At 40.5% G+C, this 16,673-nt stretch carries 16 protein-coding genes and 2 pseudogenes; 3 read left to right on the top strand and 15 right to left on the bottom strand.

Annotated features, from left to right (window positions below; genetic code table 11):
* Positions 1-313: 313 nt before the first annotated feature.
* Positions 314-1,093, top strand: coding sequence for a PAS domain S-box protein (locus ACOT8F_RS03605; RefSeq protein WP_421650178.1), 780 nt, complete (start codon positions 314-316; stop codon positions 1,091-1,093).
* Positions 1,094-1,209: 116 nt separating this feature from the next.
* Here the strand turns inward: ACOT8F_RS03605 and ACOT8F_RS03600 are convergent.
* The 13 genes and pseudogenes from ACOT8F_RS03600 to murQ form a co-directional block, all read right to left on the bottom strand.
* Positions 1,210-1,694, bottom strand: a pseudogene (locus ACOT8F_RS03600) (IS110 family transposase); the annotation flags it as partial.
* Between the two features lie 324 nt (positions 1,695-2,018).
* The gene (locus ACOT8F_RS03595; protein WP_421650479.1) at positions 2,019-3,200 is read right to left on the bottom strand and encodes a YhgE/Pip domain-containing protein; all 1,182 of its coding nucleotides are present in this window, start codon (positions 3,198-3,200) and stop codon (positions 2,019-2,021) included.
* Between the two features lie 50 nt (positions 3,201-3,250).
* Positions 3,251-3,910: a TetR/AcrR family transcriptional regulator gene (locus ACOT8F_RS03590; RefSeq protein ID WP_421650177.1), complete on the bottom strand. Its 660-nt coding sequence runs from the start codon at positions 3,908-3,910 to the stop codon at positions 3,251-3,253.
* 187 nt (positions 3,911-4,097) lie between these two features.
* Positions 4,098-4,387: pseudogene (locus tag ACOT8F_RS03585) on the bottom strand (insertion element protein); the annotation flags it as partial.
* A gap of 338 nt (positions 4,388-4,725) precedes the next feature.
* Positions 4,726-4,884, bottom strand: coding sequence for a hypothetical protein (locus tag ACOT8F_RS03580; RefSeq protein WP_421650176.1), 159 nt, complete (start codon positions 4,882-4,884; stop codon positions 4,726-4,728).
* On the bottom strand, positions 4,885-6,120 hold the full coding sequence (locus tag ACOT8F_RS03575) for an exo-beta-N-acetylmuramidase NamZ family protein (RefSeq protein WP_421650175.1): 1,236 nt from the start codon (positions 6,118-6,120) through the stop codon (positions 4,885-4,887).
* Positions 6,117-8,084 (bottom strand): glycoside hydrolase family 3 protein, encoded by a 1,968-nt coding sequence (locus ACOT8F_RS03570; RefSeq protein ID WP_421650174.1) that lies wholly within the window; start codon positions 8,082-8,084, stop codon positions 6,117-6,119. The genes ACOT8F_RS03575 and ACOT8F_RS03570 overlap by 4 nt, the downstream gene beginning before the upstream one ends.
* Positions 8,085-8,112: 28 nt before the next feature.
* Positions 8,113-9,741 carry a penicillin binding protein PBP4B gene (gene pbp4b / locus ACOT8F_RS03565; RefSeq protein WP_421650173.1) on the bottom strand — a complete coding sequence of 543 codons (1,629 nt, stop codon included), beginning with the start codon at positions 9,739-9,741 and terminating at the stop codon, positions 8,113-8,115.
* A 45-nt stretch (positions 9,742-9,786) separates the two neighbouring features.
* On the bottom strand, positions 9,787-10,647 hold the full coding sequence (locus tag ACOT8F_RS03560) for a MupG family TIM beta-alpha barrel fold protein (protein WP_421650478.1): 861 nt from the start codon (positions 10,645-10,647) through the stop codon (positions 9,787-9,789).
* Between the two features lie 20 nt (positions 10,648-10,667).
* A complete protein-coding gene (locus tag ACOT8F_RS03555; protein WP_421650172.1) occupies positions 10,668-10,814 on the bottom strand; it encodes a MupG family TIM beta-alpha barrel fold protein in 147 nt (48 codons plus the stop codon).
* Positions 10,811-12,175, bottom strand: a complete 1,365-nt coding sequence (locus tag ACOT8F_RS03550; protein ID WP_421650171.1) for a PTS transporter subunit EIIC — start codon at positions 12,173-12,175, stop codon at positions 10,811-10,813. Before ACOT8F_RS03550 ends, ACOT8F_RS03555 begins: the two co-directional genes overlap by 4 nt.
* A gap of 25 nt (positions 12,176-12,200) precedes the next feature.
* Positions 12,201-13,055, bottom strand: a complete 855-nt coding sequence (locus ACOT8F_RS03545; protein WP_421650170.1) for a MurR/RpiR family transcriptional regulator — start codon at positions 13,053-13,055, stop codon at positions 12,201-12,203.
* A gap of 12 nt (positions 13,056-13,067) precedes the next feature.
* Positions 13,068-13,976, bottom strand: a complete 909-nt coding sequence (murQ, locus tag ACOT8F_RS03540) for an N-acetylmuramic acid 6-phosphate etherase (protein ID WP_421650169.1) — start codon at positions 13,974-13,976, stop codon at positions 13,068-13,070.
* 325 nt (positions 13,977-14,301) lie between these two features.
* On the opposite strand from murQ, the gene ACOT8F_RS03535 reads away from it, so the two are divergent.
* A complete protein-coding gene (locus ACOT8F_RS03535) occupies positions 14,302-14,586 on the top strand; it encodes a DUF5316 family protein (protein ID WP_421650168.1) in 285 nt (94 codons plus the stop codon).
* A gap of 201 nt (positions 14,587-14,787) precedes the next feature.
* Positions 14,788-15,069 carry a polysaccharide deacetylase family protein gene (locus tag ACOT8F_RS03530; protein ID WP_421650477.1) on the top strand — a complete coding sequence of 94 codons (282 nt, stop codon included), beginning with the start codon at positions 14,788-14,790 and terminating at the stop codon, positions 15,067-15,069.
* Between the two features lie 136 nt (positions 15,070-15,205).
* Here the strand turns inward: ACOT8F_RS03530 and ACOT8F_RS03525 are convergent, their stop codons facing one another.
* Complete coding sequence (locus ACOT8F_RS03525) at positions 15,206-15,793, bottom strand: YitT family protein (RefSeq protein ID WP_421650167.1); 588 nt, start codon at positions 15,791-15,793, stop codon at positions 15,206-15,208.
* Positions 15,794-15,887: 94 nt separating this feature from the next.
* Complete coding sequence (locus ACOT8F_RS03520) at positions 15,888-16,607, bottom strand: NAD-dependent protein deacylase (RefSeq protein WP_421650476.1); 720 nt, start codon at positions 16,605-16,607, stop codon at positions 15,888-15,890.
* Positions 16,608-16,673 lie beyond the last annotated feature (66 nt).

The raw sequence follows: 16,673 nt of genomic DNA, 5'->3' as shown, positions 1-16,673 counted from the left end.
AATTCTTGCACCCAATAGTTTAAACACATAAATATTTACATTTTCCGCTATTTTGTTTAATTCCTTTGATCCTTAAACTTCATCTGTATTCAATTAAAGGGCCATTTAATTGAATAAGACTTTCAAAAAAACAGGATATTTTTGTTATGTATTTAGATTGTGAAGAAATGTACTTAAACTAAATGGCACGTTAGATGAAGAAGGATTTTTAAACTAATAAGCACAGATAAGGGGCATAAAATACATTAATTATTCACTTATTGTATAATGTTCTTAGTTACTTATAGCTTTTGGTAAGGAGTGGAGGATTTTCATGGGAAATAATACGGATGAAAAATTGTATCGTCAAATCGTTGAATCGTCCACGGAGGCAATTATTATTCAACAAGATGGGAAATTTAAGTATATAAACCCTGCAGGAGTAGACTTTTTACGGGCCACTTCCAGTGAGGAAGTTATAGGTAAATCTGTATTCGATATCGTACCCGAGGAGTATAGAGAGCTGACAGTAAGGCACGCAAAATCGATCCTTGATGAAAATAAACCAACTGGAATTATCGAAAAACAATTAAGACGGTTTGATGGTTCACTAGTTGATGTAGAAACAAATTGTACTCCTGTTTTGTATAATGATAAAAAAGCGATTCAATCTGTCGCCAGAGATATAACAAAGCATAAAGAAATCGAAAGAACACTCGAAAAAGTGTCCAAAGAAATTAACACACTATCAGCTCCAGTCGTCCCTATATTGGAAGGGGTCGCTGTGTTGCCCCTAGTAGGTTCCATCAATTCTGAAAGAGCGAATTATATTTTAGAACATGTGCCTTTAAAGGTACAGGAACAGAATGCCCATACTTTGATTAGCGATTTTTCAGGCATCTCTGAACTTGATGCAATGGTAATCCAATGTCTGTTTGAAACTAGTGCCGTACTTGGCTTGCTTGGTGTTCGTTCTATTGTAACGGGAGTAAGACCCGAAATTGCCCAAAGTGTTGTTCAGCTCGGAGCCGATTTATCCCTAATACAGATATTTGGAACTTTACAGCAGGCAGTACGTGATTTGATGTTAAAGGATAGCATCGTAAGTGTTTGAATAGGATATCAACTATATTCCGTGTTATATTGTTATCCTTCTTCACTACAGGTTTGTTCTCTGAAGTAAGAGCCGTCATGAGACGGCTTTTTCTTATTGTGCTAGAGAAATAAAGGTAAAATCACATCGCGATTGGCCATAAGTACCCGTAGCTTTTCAAAGATTTCAGAAGTGGGCTGAATGAAGGCATAATACCCATTCATGTAGCGATCACTAAAGCGTCCTTCATATCGCTTTTGGATTGAGTGTTATCACGATTTTCTTTGTTCCGTTTCACGTGATATGGGTTGACTGTCACAACATCGAATCCCTTCTCAAATAGCCAAGTCGACACGTTGATCCAATAGTGGCCAGTGGGTTCCATACCGATGGTTACATCTGACAAGTGGTACTCTTTTTGAAGTGTTTTCATCCAGTGATGCAAATTGGAGAAACCAGTCTCGTTGTTTTCAAAGGTTAGTGGATTGCCAAGAATCTTTCCCCGAAAGTTTACGGCTCGAGCGACATGAGTCTGCTGGGCAATATCCACTCCTACAATAAGATGTTGGGGAGAAATTCGTTCAATGAGTTGATTTTGTCTGTCCTGCATTTTAAACTTCATAGTAGGGCTTCCTCCTAAGATGGTTGTTTGGGATACATTCATCTTACCGAGGAGCTCTTTTTTTATCAAAGCTTATAATTAACTCTCTACAGGAATGCTAACGGAGCAGTTTAAATAAAATAAGGACAGTACCACCTACTAGTAAGTCGTTCTCTTTTGGAGTACCCGCAGGTATAAAAACACATATAAAAACATGTATAAAAGCAGTGGATTTCAATTGAAATCACACTGCTTTTAGTAAATTATTTATATACGAAAAATTATAATAAAAATTAAACAAAAAGCAGCAAATCAAGCTGCTTTTTGAATTTCCATAATTTATTATTAGCTTTCTAAACTTTGTTGAGTTTTTCCTGCGTTAAGCTTTAGGGTAGAAGCTAGTATGATTACCATGCTCACTACTCCAATCCATACGAGGGTAGATACAGGTGAACTCCAAGTTAATCCTTTTCCGAAGAAGAACAATTCACGCAAACCTTGTATCATAAATCGCATTGGCAACCATGAGTAAATCCAATCTCGATAAAATGGAGACATCATTTCTGGAGCCATTGCAAGCAACGGTGCCCCAAAGAATAACAATAAGGCAAAAAGAGCGATACTTCTGATTCCCAACCACGAAAGTACAGCTAAAATCATTAGGAAAAAGCTAAAGGAAGCAATCGATAGAAATAAAGCTGTATCCGTAAACTGTGGAATATGAAGTCCTACCATATCACTTGCCAACCAAGTTAAACCAAAACCAACAACAAGGGAAATAATCGCACCTATTAAAATTTGTCCTATCTTTGCGATAAGGTACTCTTTCCGATTTGTAAGTGATAATTTACTAACCACGATAAAGATAATAGCAGCACTTGCCAAGCTTCCTATCCATAAAGGCTGAAATAAGGAAACAGGAGAATTTCCGCTTGCACTATTCGTACCAATTTCATTCACATTAGTAACTGTTTTTGTAATAGGAGTTGCTAAGCTTGCAGCTTGTTTTGCCGTTAAAGTTGCTCCTTGTTTTTCAAAACCATCAAGGAGTTGTTTACGAACATTGTTGTTCATATTGTCAACTATCCCATTCAATACCTGTCCTGCCATTGTTGAAGCTGCTGTATTCATTCCCTGATTGATATATATTTGAACTTCAGGCGAAGAAGGTGCTGGTGTCCTTAATGATGCCTGTTTAGCACTGAAATCTTTCGGAATGACCAATGTTGCATAATATTTTTGGTTATCCATTCCTTTTTGTGCATCTTCTGCTGTTTTTACTTTAACCCATTTCACAGCAGGGTCTTCATTTTTCGTCTTTGAATTTTTTTGCATCATTTCAACAATTGTTTGACCCATATTCATTTTTGGTTGATTAGGAATTTGCACGCCTTGGTCCTCGTTAACAATCGCTATTGGCAAATTTTTCGGTTGGGGTTGGACCGATGGGAAAAGTGTTAGTGAAAAAATAAATATCACTACCAAAGCAATAATCGGGGATAATAACACCAGTTTATTTTTGAAAATGTTCATGTGTTTAAAACCTCCTTTTAATAAATTTTAAAACGAATATTTTTTTATACAGGCTTTCTTAAGCCACCCATTATAAAACGTACAACTTCATCTACTTCTTCTTCTTCGTTCTTTACAAAGTTGTCAGTAATTAACACATACCGTGAAGTAAAATAGCCATACAGGAAAGTTAATAACATTCTAATAAGAATGGGAGTTGGTTTATCAATCAAATCCTCACGTTCTTTAAATGTTTCAATTACTTTATTGAAATGATGAATGATTATCTCAGAAACTAAAGGTGCGAGTTCTTGTTTAAACTCTTCGCGATACATTACTTCTTTTACAAGGATTTGAAATAGTTTTCTATTATCACTTATAAAATCAATTCGGTTTTTAATAAGTGCTCTAAGGAACTGTTCAAACGTCGCTGGATTTTGTGACAATAATCCATTAAAGATTTCATCAGCCATACGAGGGATAAAGTCCTTTATGAAAGGTAATATAACAGAAAGCAGTAAGTTTTCCTTCGTTCCATAATGACGAAAAATAGTTGCTTCAGCTACCCCAGCTTGTTCTGCTATTTCGCTAGTTGAGGTGTTGGCAAATCCTTTTTCTGCAAAGATTTTAATGGCTGCATCCACTACCTTTTGTTGTTTGGCTGTATGTTTCTTCGATAATTTAGCTTGAGATATCATTTCATCAATCAGATTGCTTGTGGACATAAAAAATCACTCCTAAAACAGATGGATTAAAAAGTGAGTAATTACTTACAATTTTAATAATACCCACTTTTTCCTGAAAGTCAATAAAAAGTGAATGATTACTTTTTTATTTCTTCTGACATACCCTTTTTCCTTTATTTATTTACTATAAGCATAATAAAACAACGACAATACAAATGCCGTTGTTTTATTGCATGTAAATAATATCGCTTAAGTCAAAGACTTTCTCAGTTAAACCTAACCTTTGAGCAGGTGTTAGCTTGGCACCATCTCGATTTGTATATGATAAACAAAAATTGAAGTATACCCTTAAAATAGTGAGAGCATATTGAGCGTACTCTGGGATAAAATTGGCGTAAATATAACTTTTACCGTCGCCTAAGCCGTTACGAGTGGTCTTTCCAATATCGATAGCCTTCTTCTAATCATCAGTATAAAGGCATCGGTTGAATTATGATTAACATCTAAAAGTATTCTAATCATTACCCCCAAAACGAAAAAAAAACGCTATTCTTTCTTTAAATAAATAGGAATAATAGCGTTTTCTAATGTTGAAAAGGGATTTTATACCATGGTAAGGCTACCTCTTTATTTGGAGGAACCCTTCGACAAATCTTCGTATGCGCTCTTAAATTTTTCTATCCGCTCTTGAATCTTCATATGAGCTTTTAAATCCCCATATCCGCCTTTAAACCAGTCTTTCCAATCGCTTTTCATGCTGCTTAAGGTCCAGATTTTTCAAAAAGCAGCCTTTTCAATCAAAAATGGTACCATACCGTAAAAAAAAAGGCAGAAAGCGCCTTGCTTTCTGCCTTTTAAGTTGGAGCAACTTTTCTGCCTTTTGATTTATTACGGAAGTATCCTGTTGAAATGATAATCACAACAATGGCCAGTTCGAAGGCAGTTTCATTGAAGGTTTTTTGCTGCCCTGTAAGAAGTCTAATTCCTGTTGAACCGGACTTCTTATTTTCCATTTATTTATACAGCAGATATTTCTCCCGTACTTGTTTAAACTTGTTTGTTTCGCTCTCATACTTCTTCTCAATTTCTTTTACAGATGCTCCCTGCAAAATCATCGTTTTTACCCAGCTGTTTCCGATCAATAAGCCGAAGTTATCCTGCTTCAAAAATTCAAATTTGTCAGGATAAAGTTCGTGGATCGACTGGATGATTTGGAGCCCCGTTTCTACTGAGTTGTATTTGTTTTTGTCTGTCACATAGATTTGAATACCGTGGCAGAGCTCGCCTGTATATTTCGATGTTGTTGGAATAAAGGAGGCTGCTCGAAAGGATAATCCTTTTAATCCTTTATTATTCAGTTTTTCTGCAAGTTCCGTGCTATTTATATAGGGTGCTCCGAGCAGTTCAAACGGCCTTGTAGTGCCTCTTCCTTCTGAGACATTTGTTCCTTCAATTAATCCTGTGCCTGGATAAACGAGGGCTGTATCTGCGGTCGGCATATTTGGCGAAGGCATTACAAAAGACAGGGACGTTTTTTCAAAATAATCGCTTCTCTTCCAGCCTTTCATTTTAACGACTTTCAGATCAGCATGAATGTTAAATTCTTCGTTAAATAATAAAGCAAGCTCTCCCATTGTCATGCCGTGGCGAAGCGGAATCGGGAACCTTCCAACAAAGGAAGAGTAAGCAGGATCGAGGACTGGCCCTTCCACTTTCATGCCGCCGATCGGATTCGGCCTGTCGAGTACAATGATTGGAATATGGTTTTCTGCTGCCGCTTCCATCGCGTAAGACAAAGTTGAGATATAAGTGTAAAACCTTGTCCCAGCATCCTGAATATCAAACACAAGGACATCCACATTTTTCAGCATTTCAGGGGTTGGCTTTTTCGTTTTTCCGTACAAGCTGTAGACTGGAAGACCGGTAACTTCATCTATATACGAATCGACTTGTTCCCCTGCCTGTGCATCTCCTCTGACTCCATGCTCCGGTCCGTAAAGAGCTGTAAGCTTTACATCCGGGTCATTGTTCAGAAGATCAACAGAGCTTTGCAGCTTAGAGTCTACACCAGTCGGATTTGTAATCAGGCCGACTCTCTTCCCTTTAATCAGGTTCTTCTGGTTTTTTAAAAGAACTTCAATTCCTGGTATGGTCTTGGATCCCTTGTCACGCTTTTCTTTGGAAGCTGATGCAGTCGATGTGCCCATGACTAGCAGTACCGCAATCAAGAAATACAATCCTTTTTTCATTGAAGCTCCTCCCCATTTGATCTTATTTTAATAACTTTGCCATTTTTAAGATTCAGCCCATAACCATAGGAGTAGAGGATTTTACCAGGATGTGTGACAGAAGGAACATCAACCGGCAGCCTGCCATCCGGATTTATCTGTCCAAAGATTGCTTTAATTCCAGCTGGAATATTGGGCTGGCGGTAGCGTCCGTTTGTGTAGCCTTTAAAACCATAAACGGCAAGCATCGCTTTCGCTTCTTCAAAGTTCGCTGCATCGTAAGGATTTCTTAGGCTGACAAGAACAAACTTTTTCTTTTCTTTAAGCGCATAATTCATGGCTGCTCTTGGGAATATCGTTGCCCATTTGGAAGAGTCTGTACTCGTATCATCAATTTTTCCGTCATTTACTGCCGGATCATTTTTTACAACATAAGAGCCTGTGATAATGTATTTGGCGCTATCTATTTGTTTTTTCACTTCATCGTTCATCACTTTTCCAGAAAAACTGAATCCTTCTATTTGCAGGTGCTTAATTTTTCCGTGTTCTTCTAATGCTTCAATACTTCTTTTCATAGCTTCGATTTGGTCATCAAATGGTGCAAGCAGCAGCACTTTTTCTCCTTTTTTCGGTTTAAAAGGAAGCGTTTTATCTTCGTTTTTTAAAACCGTTACGGCTTTTTCCGCCATTTTTGCTTCTTGTTTTAAATGCTTTTTGTTTCCTACAACACGGTTAGCCTGTTTGATTTTCTGGTCAAGTGAAAGAGTGGTCTGAGTTTGATCTGGCACATAGACCCCTTTTTTGATTTTAAGCTTAAGAATTCTTTTTACAGAGCTGTCTACTTGAGAGAGTGGAATTTCTCCTTTATGAATGGCTGTCAGAACAGCATTAAACACACTTTGAAGGTTTTTCTCCGTTTCAAGTGATGTAACTGGTGCTGGCATAAGAGCGATATCCGCACCCGCTTTAATCGCCATTACTGCTGCTTCCTCCTGGCCGAAATTATCCGCGATTGCTTTCATGTTTAATGCATCTGTTACGACAACACCTTTAAAGCCCATATCTTCTCTCAAGAGACCTGTGAGGATCTTTTTAGAAAGGGAGGCCGGCACCATAATTTGCTGGCCGTCCTTCTTGCTTTTATATGTCGTATCATCAATAGCCGGGAACTGAATATGAGCGGTCATGATCATGTCCATACCGGCATCAATAGCCTTTTGGAAAGGATACAGCTCCACTTTTTTTAAGTCTTCCAAACTCTTCGGTACGACTGGAAGACCGTAGTGGCTGTCCACATCTGTATCGCCATGACCTGGGAAATGCTTTGCTGTTGCGATCATATTCTGATTTTGAAGACCCTTCATTGTCTGAATGCCAAGCCTTGCGACGAGATCCGGGTGGGAGCCGAAGGAGCGGACTCCAATGACCGGATTGCCTGGACTGACGTTTACATCCATATCAGGGCCGAAATTAACATTGATTCCAAGTGCTTTTAGTTCACTTCCGACAATGTCTCCAGTCTGATAAGCATATTTGTCACTTCTTGCTGCACCAAGCGCCATATTTCCGGGAAGGTTGGTCCCAGACTCAAGTCTTGTGACAATCCCGCCCTCCTGGTCAATTGTAATGAACAGCGGAATTTTTTGGCTAGCCTTTTGCATGCCGTCTGTCAGCCGAACCGTTTGTTCTGTACCTGTTACATTTTCAGCAAACAGAATAACACCGCCCAGATGATATTTGCGGATAATGCTCCCTACTTCATCGTTCATCTGGGTAAGGCCTGCTGCCTTTGTTTCCCCTTTTTTCTGCCAGTTCCTGAAATCAGGCATCAGCATCTGTCCTACTTTTTCCTCCAGTGTCATACTCTTGACAATCTTGTTCACTTTTTGATCTGCTGTATCAGCTTCTGCTTTTTTAAACCCAAATCCCGCTATGACCGATACCCCTAGGACAACCGCCAGCAAGCCTGAAAAAAATCGTTTCATCTTCTTTGCTCCTCCCCTGGATCCCCTGTTATTTTTTGTCTAGCATCGCTTCATAAACAGCTGTAACAACATTTCCATACTTTCCGGTATTAAAGGTGTCTCCTAAAAAAGTATTTGGATCTTTTTTAGGATCAATCACAGGAGAATGCTTCTTATTTGTCAAAAGGACAATTCCAAGATTGTACTTAGGATCAATGATTGTGACAGTGCCGGTCCATCCTGTATGTCCGTATGCACTTGAGCTTGCATAAGGTCCAAACATCCATTGCATGTCGGCACTTCCGTTTCTTCTCCAGCCGAGTCCATAAGTGGGGTTGAGCTCCGATGGTTTAATAAACTCGCTGATTGTATCTTCACTAAATAATTTTTGCCCGCCGTATCCTCCTCCATTCAGCATGACCTGAAGCAGTACAGCAAGATCATTGGTCGAAGAGAATAATCCGGCATGCCCTGAAACGCCATCCATGGAATAATAGGCTTTTTCGTCATGTACCTCTCCCTGAAGTGTATAATGGCGAACATTTGGAAAGTCAATCACACCGTCCCTCGTATTCCCCATTAATTCCGTAGCAGCAAATTCAGAGGCCTCCTTTCCTTTTCTAAGCGGATTGAACAGCGTATCCTTCAGTCCAAGCGGTTTATAAAACATGTTTTCCACATACGTATCCAGTCTTTCACCCGTGATTTTTTCAACGATATAGCCAAGCAGCATATAATCGACATCACTGTAAATATTTTTTGTGCCTGGTGTGTACGTTAACGGTGTTTTTGAAATCATCTGAAGGGTTTTATTTCTGTCCTGCGAGAATAGATCTTTCGATACTGCTGGATTATGGTACTGCGGGTCCGCAGGAAAGCCTGCTGTGTGATGTAAAATATCTGTAATTCTAAGGGTATTCTTTCCCTTAATCGTATCATTTGGCTGGTCTTTAAATTCTAGAATGTACTCTTGCACCCTCGTTTCTAAATTCAGTTTTCCTATACTGACAAGATGCTGAATCGCATAATTCGCCGCATACATTTTCGTATTGGAAGCCAGGTCAAACATTGTGTCAGTTGTCATTTTTTGCGGATGTTTTAAAGGCGTTAGTCCATCATATTTCTTTTTATATCCGTAAGCGGAATTCTTAACAATCTTACCATCCTTGATGACAATTAAAGCTGCACCTGGAAAGCCATCCTGCACCTCTTTTTCAATCATCCTGTCTATTTCTTTTAATTTTTCTGAAGAAAAACCGGCTTCTTCAGGACTATGTGCTTTTTGCAAAGAAGGATAAGGAATGGATATTTCCAGTCTTCCCGGATCATTACTTTTTGAAAAACGGATCGTGTTCAAACCATTTGTTGTATAACGGGAAATGCTGATTTTTTCCCAGCCTGCTTTTTTACTGTGAAACGAAATTTTACTTTCATTAATTGTCACTTCGCCTTTCATTCCTTTTTGGGTCTTTACATAAAGCACGCCTTGATTTTTAAAAGCATGAAAATTCATAGACTGGTCCTTTGACAGCACAGCATAGAGCTGATCCTTTCCGTTCATTGAAATCCCAGAATGAATAGAAGAACGAGAGCCTGATTCAGCAAGCACAGGAACTGAGCTTGAAAAGATCCCCAATGACAGCAAGGTACCTGCAGCACAATAAACAGCACGTTTCATACGCCATCTCCTCCGAATTCTTTGCTTTGAAATTATATTGTTTCTTTATTCTCTTAATCTCTTAAAACATTTCAAATAAACAGCTTGTCCAGGCTCTACGGTATGTAAGAGCGGCAAATCTTCTTCAAAAACACTTCCAACAGCATTAACCCTTCCATCAGCCGGAAGATCAGTTAACGAAATTTGCAGTTCTCCTCTGTATCTTCCGTATAAATCATTATCCACTGTAACTGTACCAATTGGGCTTTCCTTTGTATTTTCTGGAGGAATAGCCTGAGTGCTTCGTGTATCAACGAATCTGAGTACATCTTTCGAAAAGTCAGGACGCAGCTTCATTGCTCCGCTTTTTATTGAATCTGAATAAATCCGCAGTATGATCATGCGTTTTTGATCAAGAGATACCAATGAATCAAGCAATTTATCGGAAGCTCCTGGGTCACCAATGCAGATGTGATCCATTCCGTCCATAAGAAGCTCAGCCGCTGCCTGATAAGGTGAAACATATCGGTGATCCTCTAATGTAGGAAGCCCGTCAAAAAGCGGTCCTCTCTTCTCTTCGTTTCCAGGAATAAAGGCTGCACGCTCAATGCCATATTTTTCAAACATCCTATTTTGCTTTTTGAAAAATTCCCTTGATAGCCCAGTTTCCTTTCTAGGATAATAATTGTGCCAGCCGATCAGCCTTTCCGGTTTTATGTCCATGGCCAATAGTTTCTGAAGCTCTGTTTCTGTAAGTGTGCTTGCGTTAACGGACAGAAAAAAGGTATTGGCTAATCCTCTGACATCATGGCCCTCTAAATCATCATCCAGTCTTATTCCATAGACGCCAATTGCCGTAAGCTCCTGTAAATGGCCGATCCCTAAATGCTTCAGTGTATGGAGAGAAACATCGGCAAATACCTTTATACCTAAATTTTTCGAAATATTCAGTAATTTTCAGCCTTTTTAGCCATATCAACTGATTCTTCAGGAATATGCAGGGAGGTGAAGGCTTGCTTCACCCCTTTATTCCCCGCATCCTTTATCCTTTTTTCCGCATTCTGATCAGACAGATAAAATGAAAAACCAATCATGAAAATTCACTCGCCATTTCATCTTTAAAGCCAAACCAGTAAGTAAAGGCAAAACCAGCTGCATAGGAGATGATTAGCCCAACTAGATATAAAAGAATCTGCTGCAGCGGAACAAGAAACAAGAGAGGCAGACCTGAGACACCGATCGCGCTTGTGCCGACATGAAAGGCAGCCTGAAATGCTCCTCCCACTCCCGCTCCAAGACACGCTGTCAAGAATGGACGGCCAAGCGGAAGGGTTACCCCATAAATTAATGGCTCTCCAATTCCGAGAAGTCCAGAAGGAAGAGCACCGCCAATCGCTCTTTTTAAGCGCTTTCTTTTTGTTTTAGCAAAAATGGCAAAAGCCGCACCGACTTGCCCTGCACCTCCCATTGCGAGAATCGGTAAAAGCGGATCATTTCCAAGAGTTTTTAAGAGTTCAAGATGAATAGGAGTCAATCCTTGGTGAAGTCCTGTTACAACAAGCGGCAGGAACGTAGCACCAAGAACAAATCCTGCAAAGACTCCGCCAACATTTAATACAGCAAGCAAGCCTTGTGTAATGCCGTCCGAAATCAGGCCGCCAACCGGCATGAAAACAAAATAAGTCAGAATACCAGTAACTAAGAGTGCTAATGTAGGTGTAATAATAATATCAAGCGAAGCCGGTACAGCTTTTCGAATTCGCTTTTCGGCAAATGCGATGAAAATAGCTGCCAGAAGAACACCAATGAGTCCTCCCCTTCCCGGCAGCAGCTTTTCGCCAAACAGCGAAATGTCCGCAATGGCCGGATTGATAAACAATATGGCAGCAACGCCTCCGAGAGCAGGTGAACCGCCAAATTCCTTGGCTGCATTCATACCGACCAGAATTCCTAGAAACGTAAAGAGTCCTGATCCGATCGCTGTAAGAATAAGGGCTGTTTGCGACGCTGCAGGAAGGGCTCCACCCTGGACAAGCGCTTTTGTAATCCCTGTAATAAGCCCTGAAGCAACCAATGCAGGAATAAGCGGGATAAAGATACTCGCTATTTTCCTTAAAAGAAGCTTAAAGGGTGTTGCATTTTTTTGAGATATTTCTGCTTTTTTAGCTGAAGCAGCCCCCTTTAAATCAAGCTCTTCCACATCGACCAGTTTTCCAAATTCCTCTGTTACTTTATTAACAACGCCTGGTCCCAGGATAACTTGAAGTGTTCCTTCTTCTACTACTCCCAAAACGCCTTCTAATTTTTTAATAGAATCCTTGTTTACCAATGATGCATCATTTAAAGAAACACGAAGACGTGTCATACAGTTTGTATAGGACGACACGTTTCCTGCTCCCCCAAGGCCTTCTAATATCTGTGCTGCAAGCAATTGGTGCTTATTCCCCTCACCCATGTCCCAAGCCTCCCCTTTTATGCTGTTATTTCTTTTTCGTCATTTTTCGAATCGCTTCTCTTGTGCTGTCAATGTACTGAACCGTTTCTTCATAATTTCCTGCTGACATTCCAAGAAAAAGAATATCAATCATATGAAGCTGAGCGAGCCGCGAGGATGTTGCCGCACTTCGAAAGGGCGCTTCATTTGAGTAGGAGGTATAAAGACAGACATCGCACAGCGCTGACAAGGCAGATTGCCCGAAATGTGTCAGGCCGATTGTTTTCACTCCGCGCTCCTTTGCAAGTGTAACGACATTCAGAATTTCTTTTGTTTCACCGGAAAATGAAACTCCGAATACGACATCATTTCGATCCGCATTCGCGATCAGCGTTGCGATCATATGCATATCCGTAAAAGCTGTCGCTGTCTTATTGACCCTTAAAAATTTCTGCTGAGCGTCAGCAGCGACTATTCCTGAGGCTCCAACCCCGCAAAAATGAATGGATTTCGCCTTATTCAAAAGACTGATGGCTTCACCAAGTGCTTCATAATCAATAATTTCACTCGTATCCCGGATAATCTGAAGGCTGTTGCTCGTTGTTTTTTCAACGATTGAGTAAATGGTTTCATTCGGTTCTATGTCCCGGTAGCCCTGCTGCTCCGTTTTTGCCAAATCACCTGCAACCCTGAGCTTTAAATCCTGATAGCCTTTAAAGCCAAGGGATTTGCACAGCCGGATCACAGCCGCATCACTGGTTTCGGCCAATGTACTGAGCTGCTTAACAGTACTGTTTACAAACTCCTGAGGATGGCTCAAAATGAATGAGGCAATTTTCCGCTCGGATTGCGGCAGTTTCTCTATTGAGTTTTCCAAAATTTTTATTCCGCCTGCTGCCATTTAGATTGCTCCTTACTTCTTGCCAAACTCAATTGCCTGCCTGACAAAACCATTTGCCTGCTCCAATAAACTGAGTGCTTCTTTATAAGAGGTTCCTGTATTAAGCATAACGATTGCAGGCTTTACTTGATGGTTTGCTTCTTCTAACGCTTCTTTCGCTTTCTCGCGTGTGTTTCCTGTAACTGTCTGGATAATGCTGATCGCCCGCTCTTTTAATTTAAAATTGCTTACATTTACATCAACCATCAGGTTTTCGTAAACCTTCCCGAGTTTAATCATGGAAGCGGTTGAGATCATGTTAAGGATCATTTTGTGAGCGGTTGCAGCCTTCATTCTAGTTGAGCCCGTTAAGCTTTCAGGACCCGTGATGACTTCGATAGCAAGATCCGCTGCTTTACTGATTTCAGCACCTTCATTGCAAGAAAGGGCAACTGTTTTGGCACCAGCTGAACGGGCAAAGTTAAGTGCTCCGATGACATAAGGAGTACGACCGCTTGCTGCGATGCCAATGACTGTGTCATCTGCTGTCAGCTGAATTCTTTTTAGATCCTCTTCTCCTAGCTCCATTTTGTCTTCAGCACCTTCAACAGCTTTAATGAATGCATTCTCTCCGCCAGCCATTAAAGCAAGAACACTTTCGGGTGATGAACCAAAAGTCGGCGGACATTCAACTGCATCCAGAACTCCAAGTCTGCCGCTCGTTCCAGCGCCAAGGTATATTAGTCTTCCGCCCTTTTTCAGAGAATTCACCGTGAATTCAACGGCCAATTCCACTTCAGGCAAAACCTTACGTACCGCTATGGCCACCTTCTGATCCTCTTCATTCATTTTCTCCAGGATATCCTTTGTTGTATCTGTATCAATCTGCATGGTGGTTTCGTTGCGGGATTCTGTAGTCAGGGATCCTAGCTGTTTTTCCATAGATAGCGATCCTCCTATTTTTTTCTCTTCTGCATCTCCATTATATGTTGTTTTGATAAAAAATTTCAAATTATATTAATAATAATTAAAATTTTATTTCACATCAAAATAGAGAGGATTCTATTCTTCATCGTCCCTTCCCATTTCCCAGCCTTCAAAATACTTTGAAAAACCATCTAATAAAAATAGTCCTGCGATCCCGCTTGAGGTCAGCAAAAAAGTCCCTACAATGCCCATTTCTAAAGCCTCCTTCATCTTTTTCGTTGTCTATAGTATAGTCCAATTGGTAAAATTATCATAATGATCTCAGGGGGGAGCTGTTTTTTTGAAATCTTTGCTTGCTGGACTTGGCCTCGCTTTAATTGCCATCTTGGTTTCCTATTTAACAGGACTTGGGAACCTCCAAAGCTATTTAATGACCGCAGCTATCATCCCCATCATACTTGCCATTATTATCTCTGGCGCTGCCGTTAGCGGTGACAGGTTTAGGGCTAACGCCTATTCTGAAACAAAAACAGACAGGGATCAGCGGTACAGATGGTCATCCCCCCTTTTGCTTGCAGGCTTGCCGAGCCTTGCTGCAGCGGTTGTCATGTATCGCATCCATTAATCAAAGCTGTTTTCGCCAAGATTCGATTGCCCGTATGGATTAAAGAACACGCATAGTTCATCATCTTTTACCGGAAATAAGAACAAAAGCCTGTTAACGAAGAAGTCATGAATAAAAATATCCATCCTATAGCAGCGAAGAAAAAAGAGAAACCAAAGACAGTACAGGGTGTAGAAACCTGCACTTCCAAAAAAAGAAACGATCAAACAGGTATCTGCCGGAGACAGCCGTCAAATTTATTTAACATTTGATGATGGCCCAAGTCCGACGACAGGAAAATTGCTGGATATTTTAAAAAAACACCGGACAAAAGCAACTTTCTTTATGCTTGAGCCGAATAGGAAGAAACATAAAGACATGGTTAAACGGCTGTATGCAGAGGGAAACGGGATGGGCCTTCACGGAGTCACCCATAATCCGAAAGCCTTTTATCGCTCACCATCGTCTGTTGTTGGAGAAATGAAAACAGGCCAAAGCACCTAAAGAGCCTGACCGGATATTCAACAAACCTTGTGCGTACCCATATGGGTGCGCGCCTTATCTTACCCTTTCCGAGAAAAATTCCCTTGCGGCTTCGGCAAACTTTCTCCTTGTTAGGAATTAAACTCGGTATGTAAATCTACCTCGGATGGATTACCTGAATGGACTTTATTGAGGTTAGAATACTAACGATCATCCCTGCAATCCCTATTGTTATAAGTGAATAGAGCAGTCTCGGATCCTTAAGGAGCAAAAGTCCTGCACAAATAATCATACCGTCCATGGCAGCCATCAGAATACCGGTATTCATAGCTGTCCATTTCGATATCATTAATGCAAGCAGATCAATTCCGCCCGGACTAGTATGCTGGCGCAGCATCATTCCTGCACCGGCTCCAATAAAAATGCCTCCTGAGATGGTGCTTATCATATAAGGGAGATGCAGCATGCCATTTAACGGAAAGCACAATTCAATAAAAAGAGAAGATATAGCCATCCCAATCATGCCATTTACAAAGTAGGTGCGATGGTATTTTAATGCTATTAAGTAGATTGGCGTGTTGATGCAGACGATTGTGAGCCCCAGTTTAAAACCAAAAAGGTATTTTAAGAGAAGGCTTATCCCGAAAACGCCGCCATTCATTAAATGCAGGGGAAGAATAAAGGCATTAATGCCGATACCTATGAAACTGCCTCCTGCAATCACATATCCTATTTTTTTCTTCATGATCTTCTCCTTGTCCGCCTTTATCTTTATAAACCTTATGTGGCACCCTGAGGTTTGATACATGAAAAAAGAAAAGACTCCTGGAGGAGGAGTCTCATGAATTTCTTAGAGCTTCAGCAGCTTCCCCCGCTTTGATGGGAAGAACTAAATCAAAAAATGGATCCATTATAGTCGGATCTTTATTAATTAAAACCTTCGTCAGCCCCGGTTTCCTGCTGAAATCTCTTGGCACCTGGCTGACAGGAAATACCTCAAGAGAAGTCCCGATCACAAGAAGCAAATCGGATTCATTTACGCTATTATACAATTCATTAATATGCTTAACCATGTCTCCAAACAGGACAACATCCGGCTTTAAGATGGTCTGGCATGAGATGCATTGAGGCAGTTCATTCACATTTATATAATCAAGCCCATGCCGTCTGCTGCATTCTGGGCATGTCGCATATCGAATCGTCCCATGAAGCTCATAAACCTTTGAGCTTCCAGCCTTATCATGCAGGCCGTCCACATTCTGGGTAAATACCCGCACATCCTTCTTTTCATCTTCTAGCTCTTTCAGGAAATAGTGGCCGCTATTCGGTTCATATTGGTCACTGAGCTTTGTCTGGAAAATATCCTTAAAATACTTCCAAAACTGTTCAGGCTCTGCTTCAAAATAAGATTTAGAGATAACATCCATTCGCGATACGTCCTCTGTCCATAATCCCCTCGTAGAACGAAAGTCCGGAATTCCAGATTCCGTACTGATCCCAGCACCCGTTAAAACCGATATAACCTTTGCTTCGCCGATGAGCTTTTTCAGCATTGCGATTTCCTTTTCCATCGACAGACCATCCCCTTCAATTTTCTGACTGTATATTATTTTTCAGCATACCGT

Source organism: Chryseobacillus diguaensis, assembly GCF_049220665.1.
GTDB lineage: Bacteria > Bacillota > Bacilli > Bacillales > Bacillaceae > Metabacillus_B.
The sequence above is the reverse complement of the archived record's forward strand: the minus strand, read 5'-3'. Positions and strand labels throughout refer to the sequence as shown.

Bases quoted from the DNA above. Each gene is read 5' to 3' on its own strand.
- ACOT8F_RS03605 (WP_421650178.1), top strand. From the start codon at position 314: ATGGGAAATAATACGGATGAAAAATTGTATCGTCAAATCGTTGAATCG.
- ACOT8F_RS03590 (WP_421650177.1), bottom strand. From the start codon at position 3,910: ATGTCCACAAGCAATCTGATTGATGAAATGATATCTCAAGCTAAATTA.
- ACOT8F_RS03580 (WP_421650176.1), bottom strand. From the start codon at position 4,884: ATGGAAAATAAGAAGTCCGGTTCAACAGGAATTAGACTTCTTACAGGG.
- ACOT8F_RS03575 (WP_421650175.1), bottom strand. From the start codon at position 6,120: ATGAAAAAAGGATTGTATTTCTTGATTGCGGTACTGCTAGTCATGGGC.
- ACOT8F_RS03570 (WP_421650174.1), bottom strand. From the start codon at position 8,084: ATGAAACGATTTTTTTCAGGCTTGCTGGCGGTTGTCCTAGGGGTATCG.
- pbp4b (WP_421650173.1), bottom strand. From the start codon at position 9,741: ATGAAACGTGCTGTTTATTGTGCTGCAGGTACCTTGCTGTCATTGGGG.
- ACOT8F_RS03555 (WP_421650172.1), bottom strand. From the start codon at position 10,814: ATGATTGGTTTTTCATTTTATCTGTCTGATCAGAATGCGGAAAAAAGG.
- ACOT8F_RS03550 (WP_421650171.1), bottom strand. From the start codon at position 12,175: ATGGGTGAGGGGAATAAGCACCAATTGCTTGCAGCACAGATATTAGAA.
- ACOT8F_RS03545 (WP_421650170.1), bottom strand. From the start codon at position 13,055: ATGGCAGCAGGCGGAATAAAAATTTTGGAAAACTCAATAGAGAAACTG.
- murQ (WP_421650169.1), bottom strand. From the start codon at position 13,976: ATGGAAAAACAGCTAGGATCCCTGACTACAGAATCCCGCAACGAAACC.
- ACOT8F_RS03525 (WP_421650167.1), bottom strand. From the start codon at position 15,793: ATGAAGAAAAAAATAGGATATGTGATTGCAGGAGGCAGTTTCATAGGT.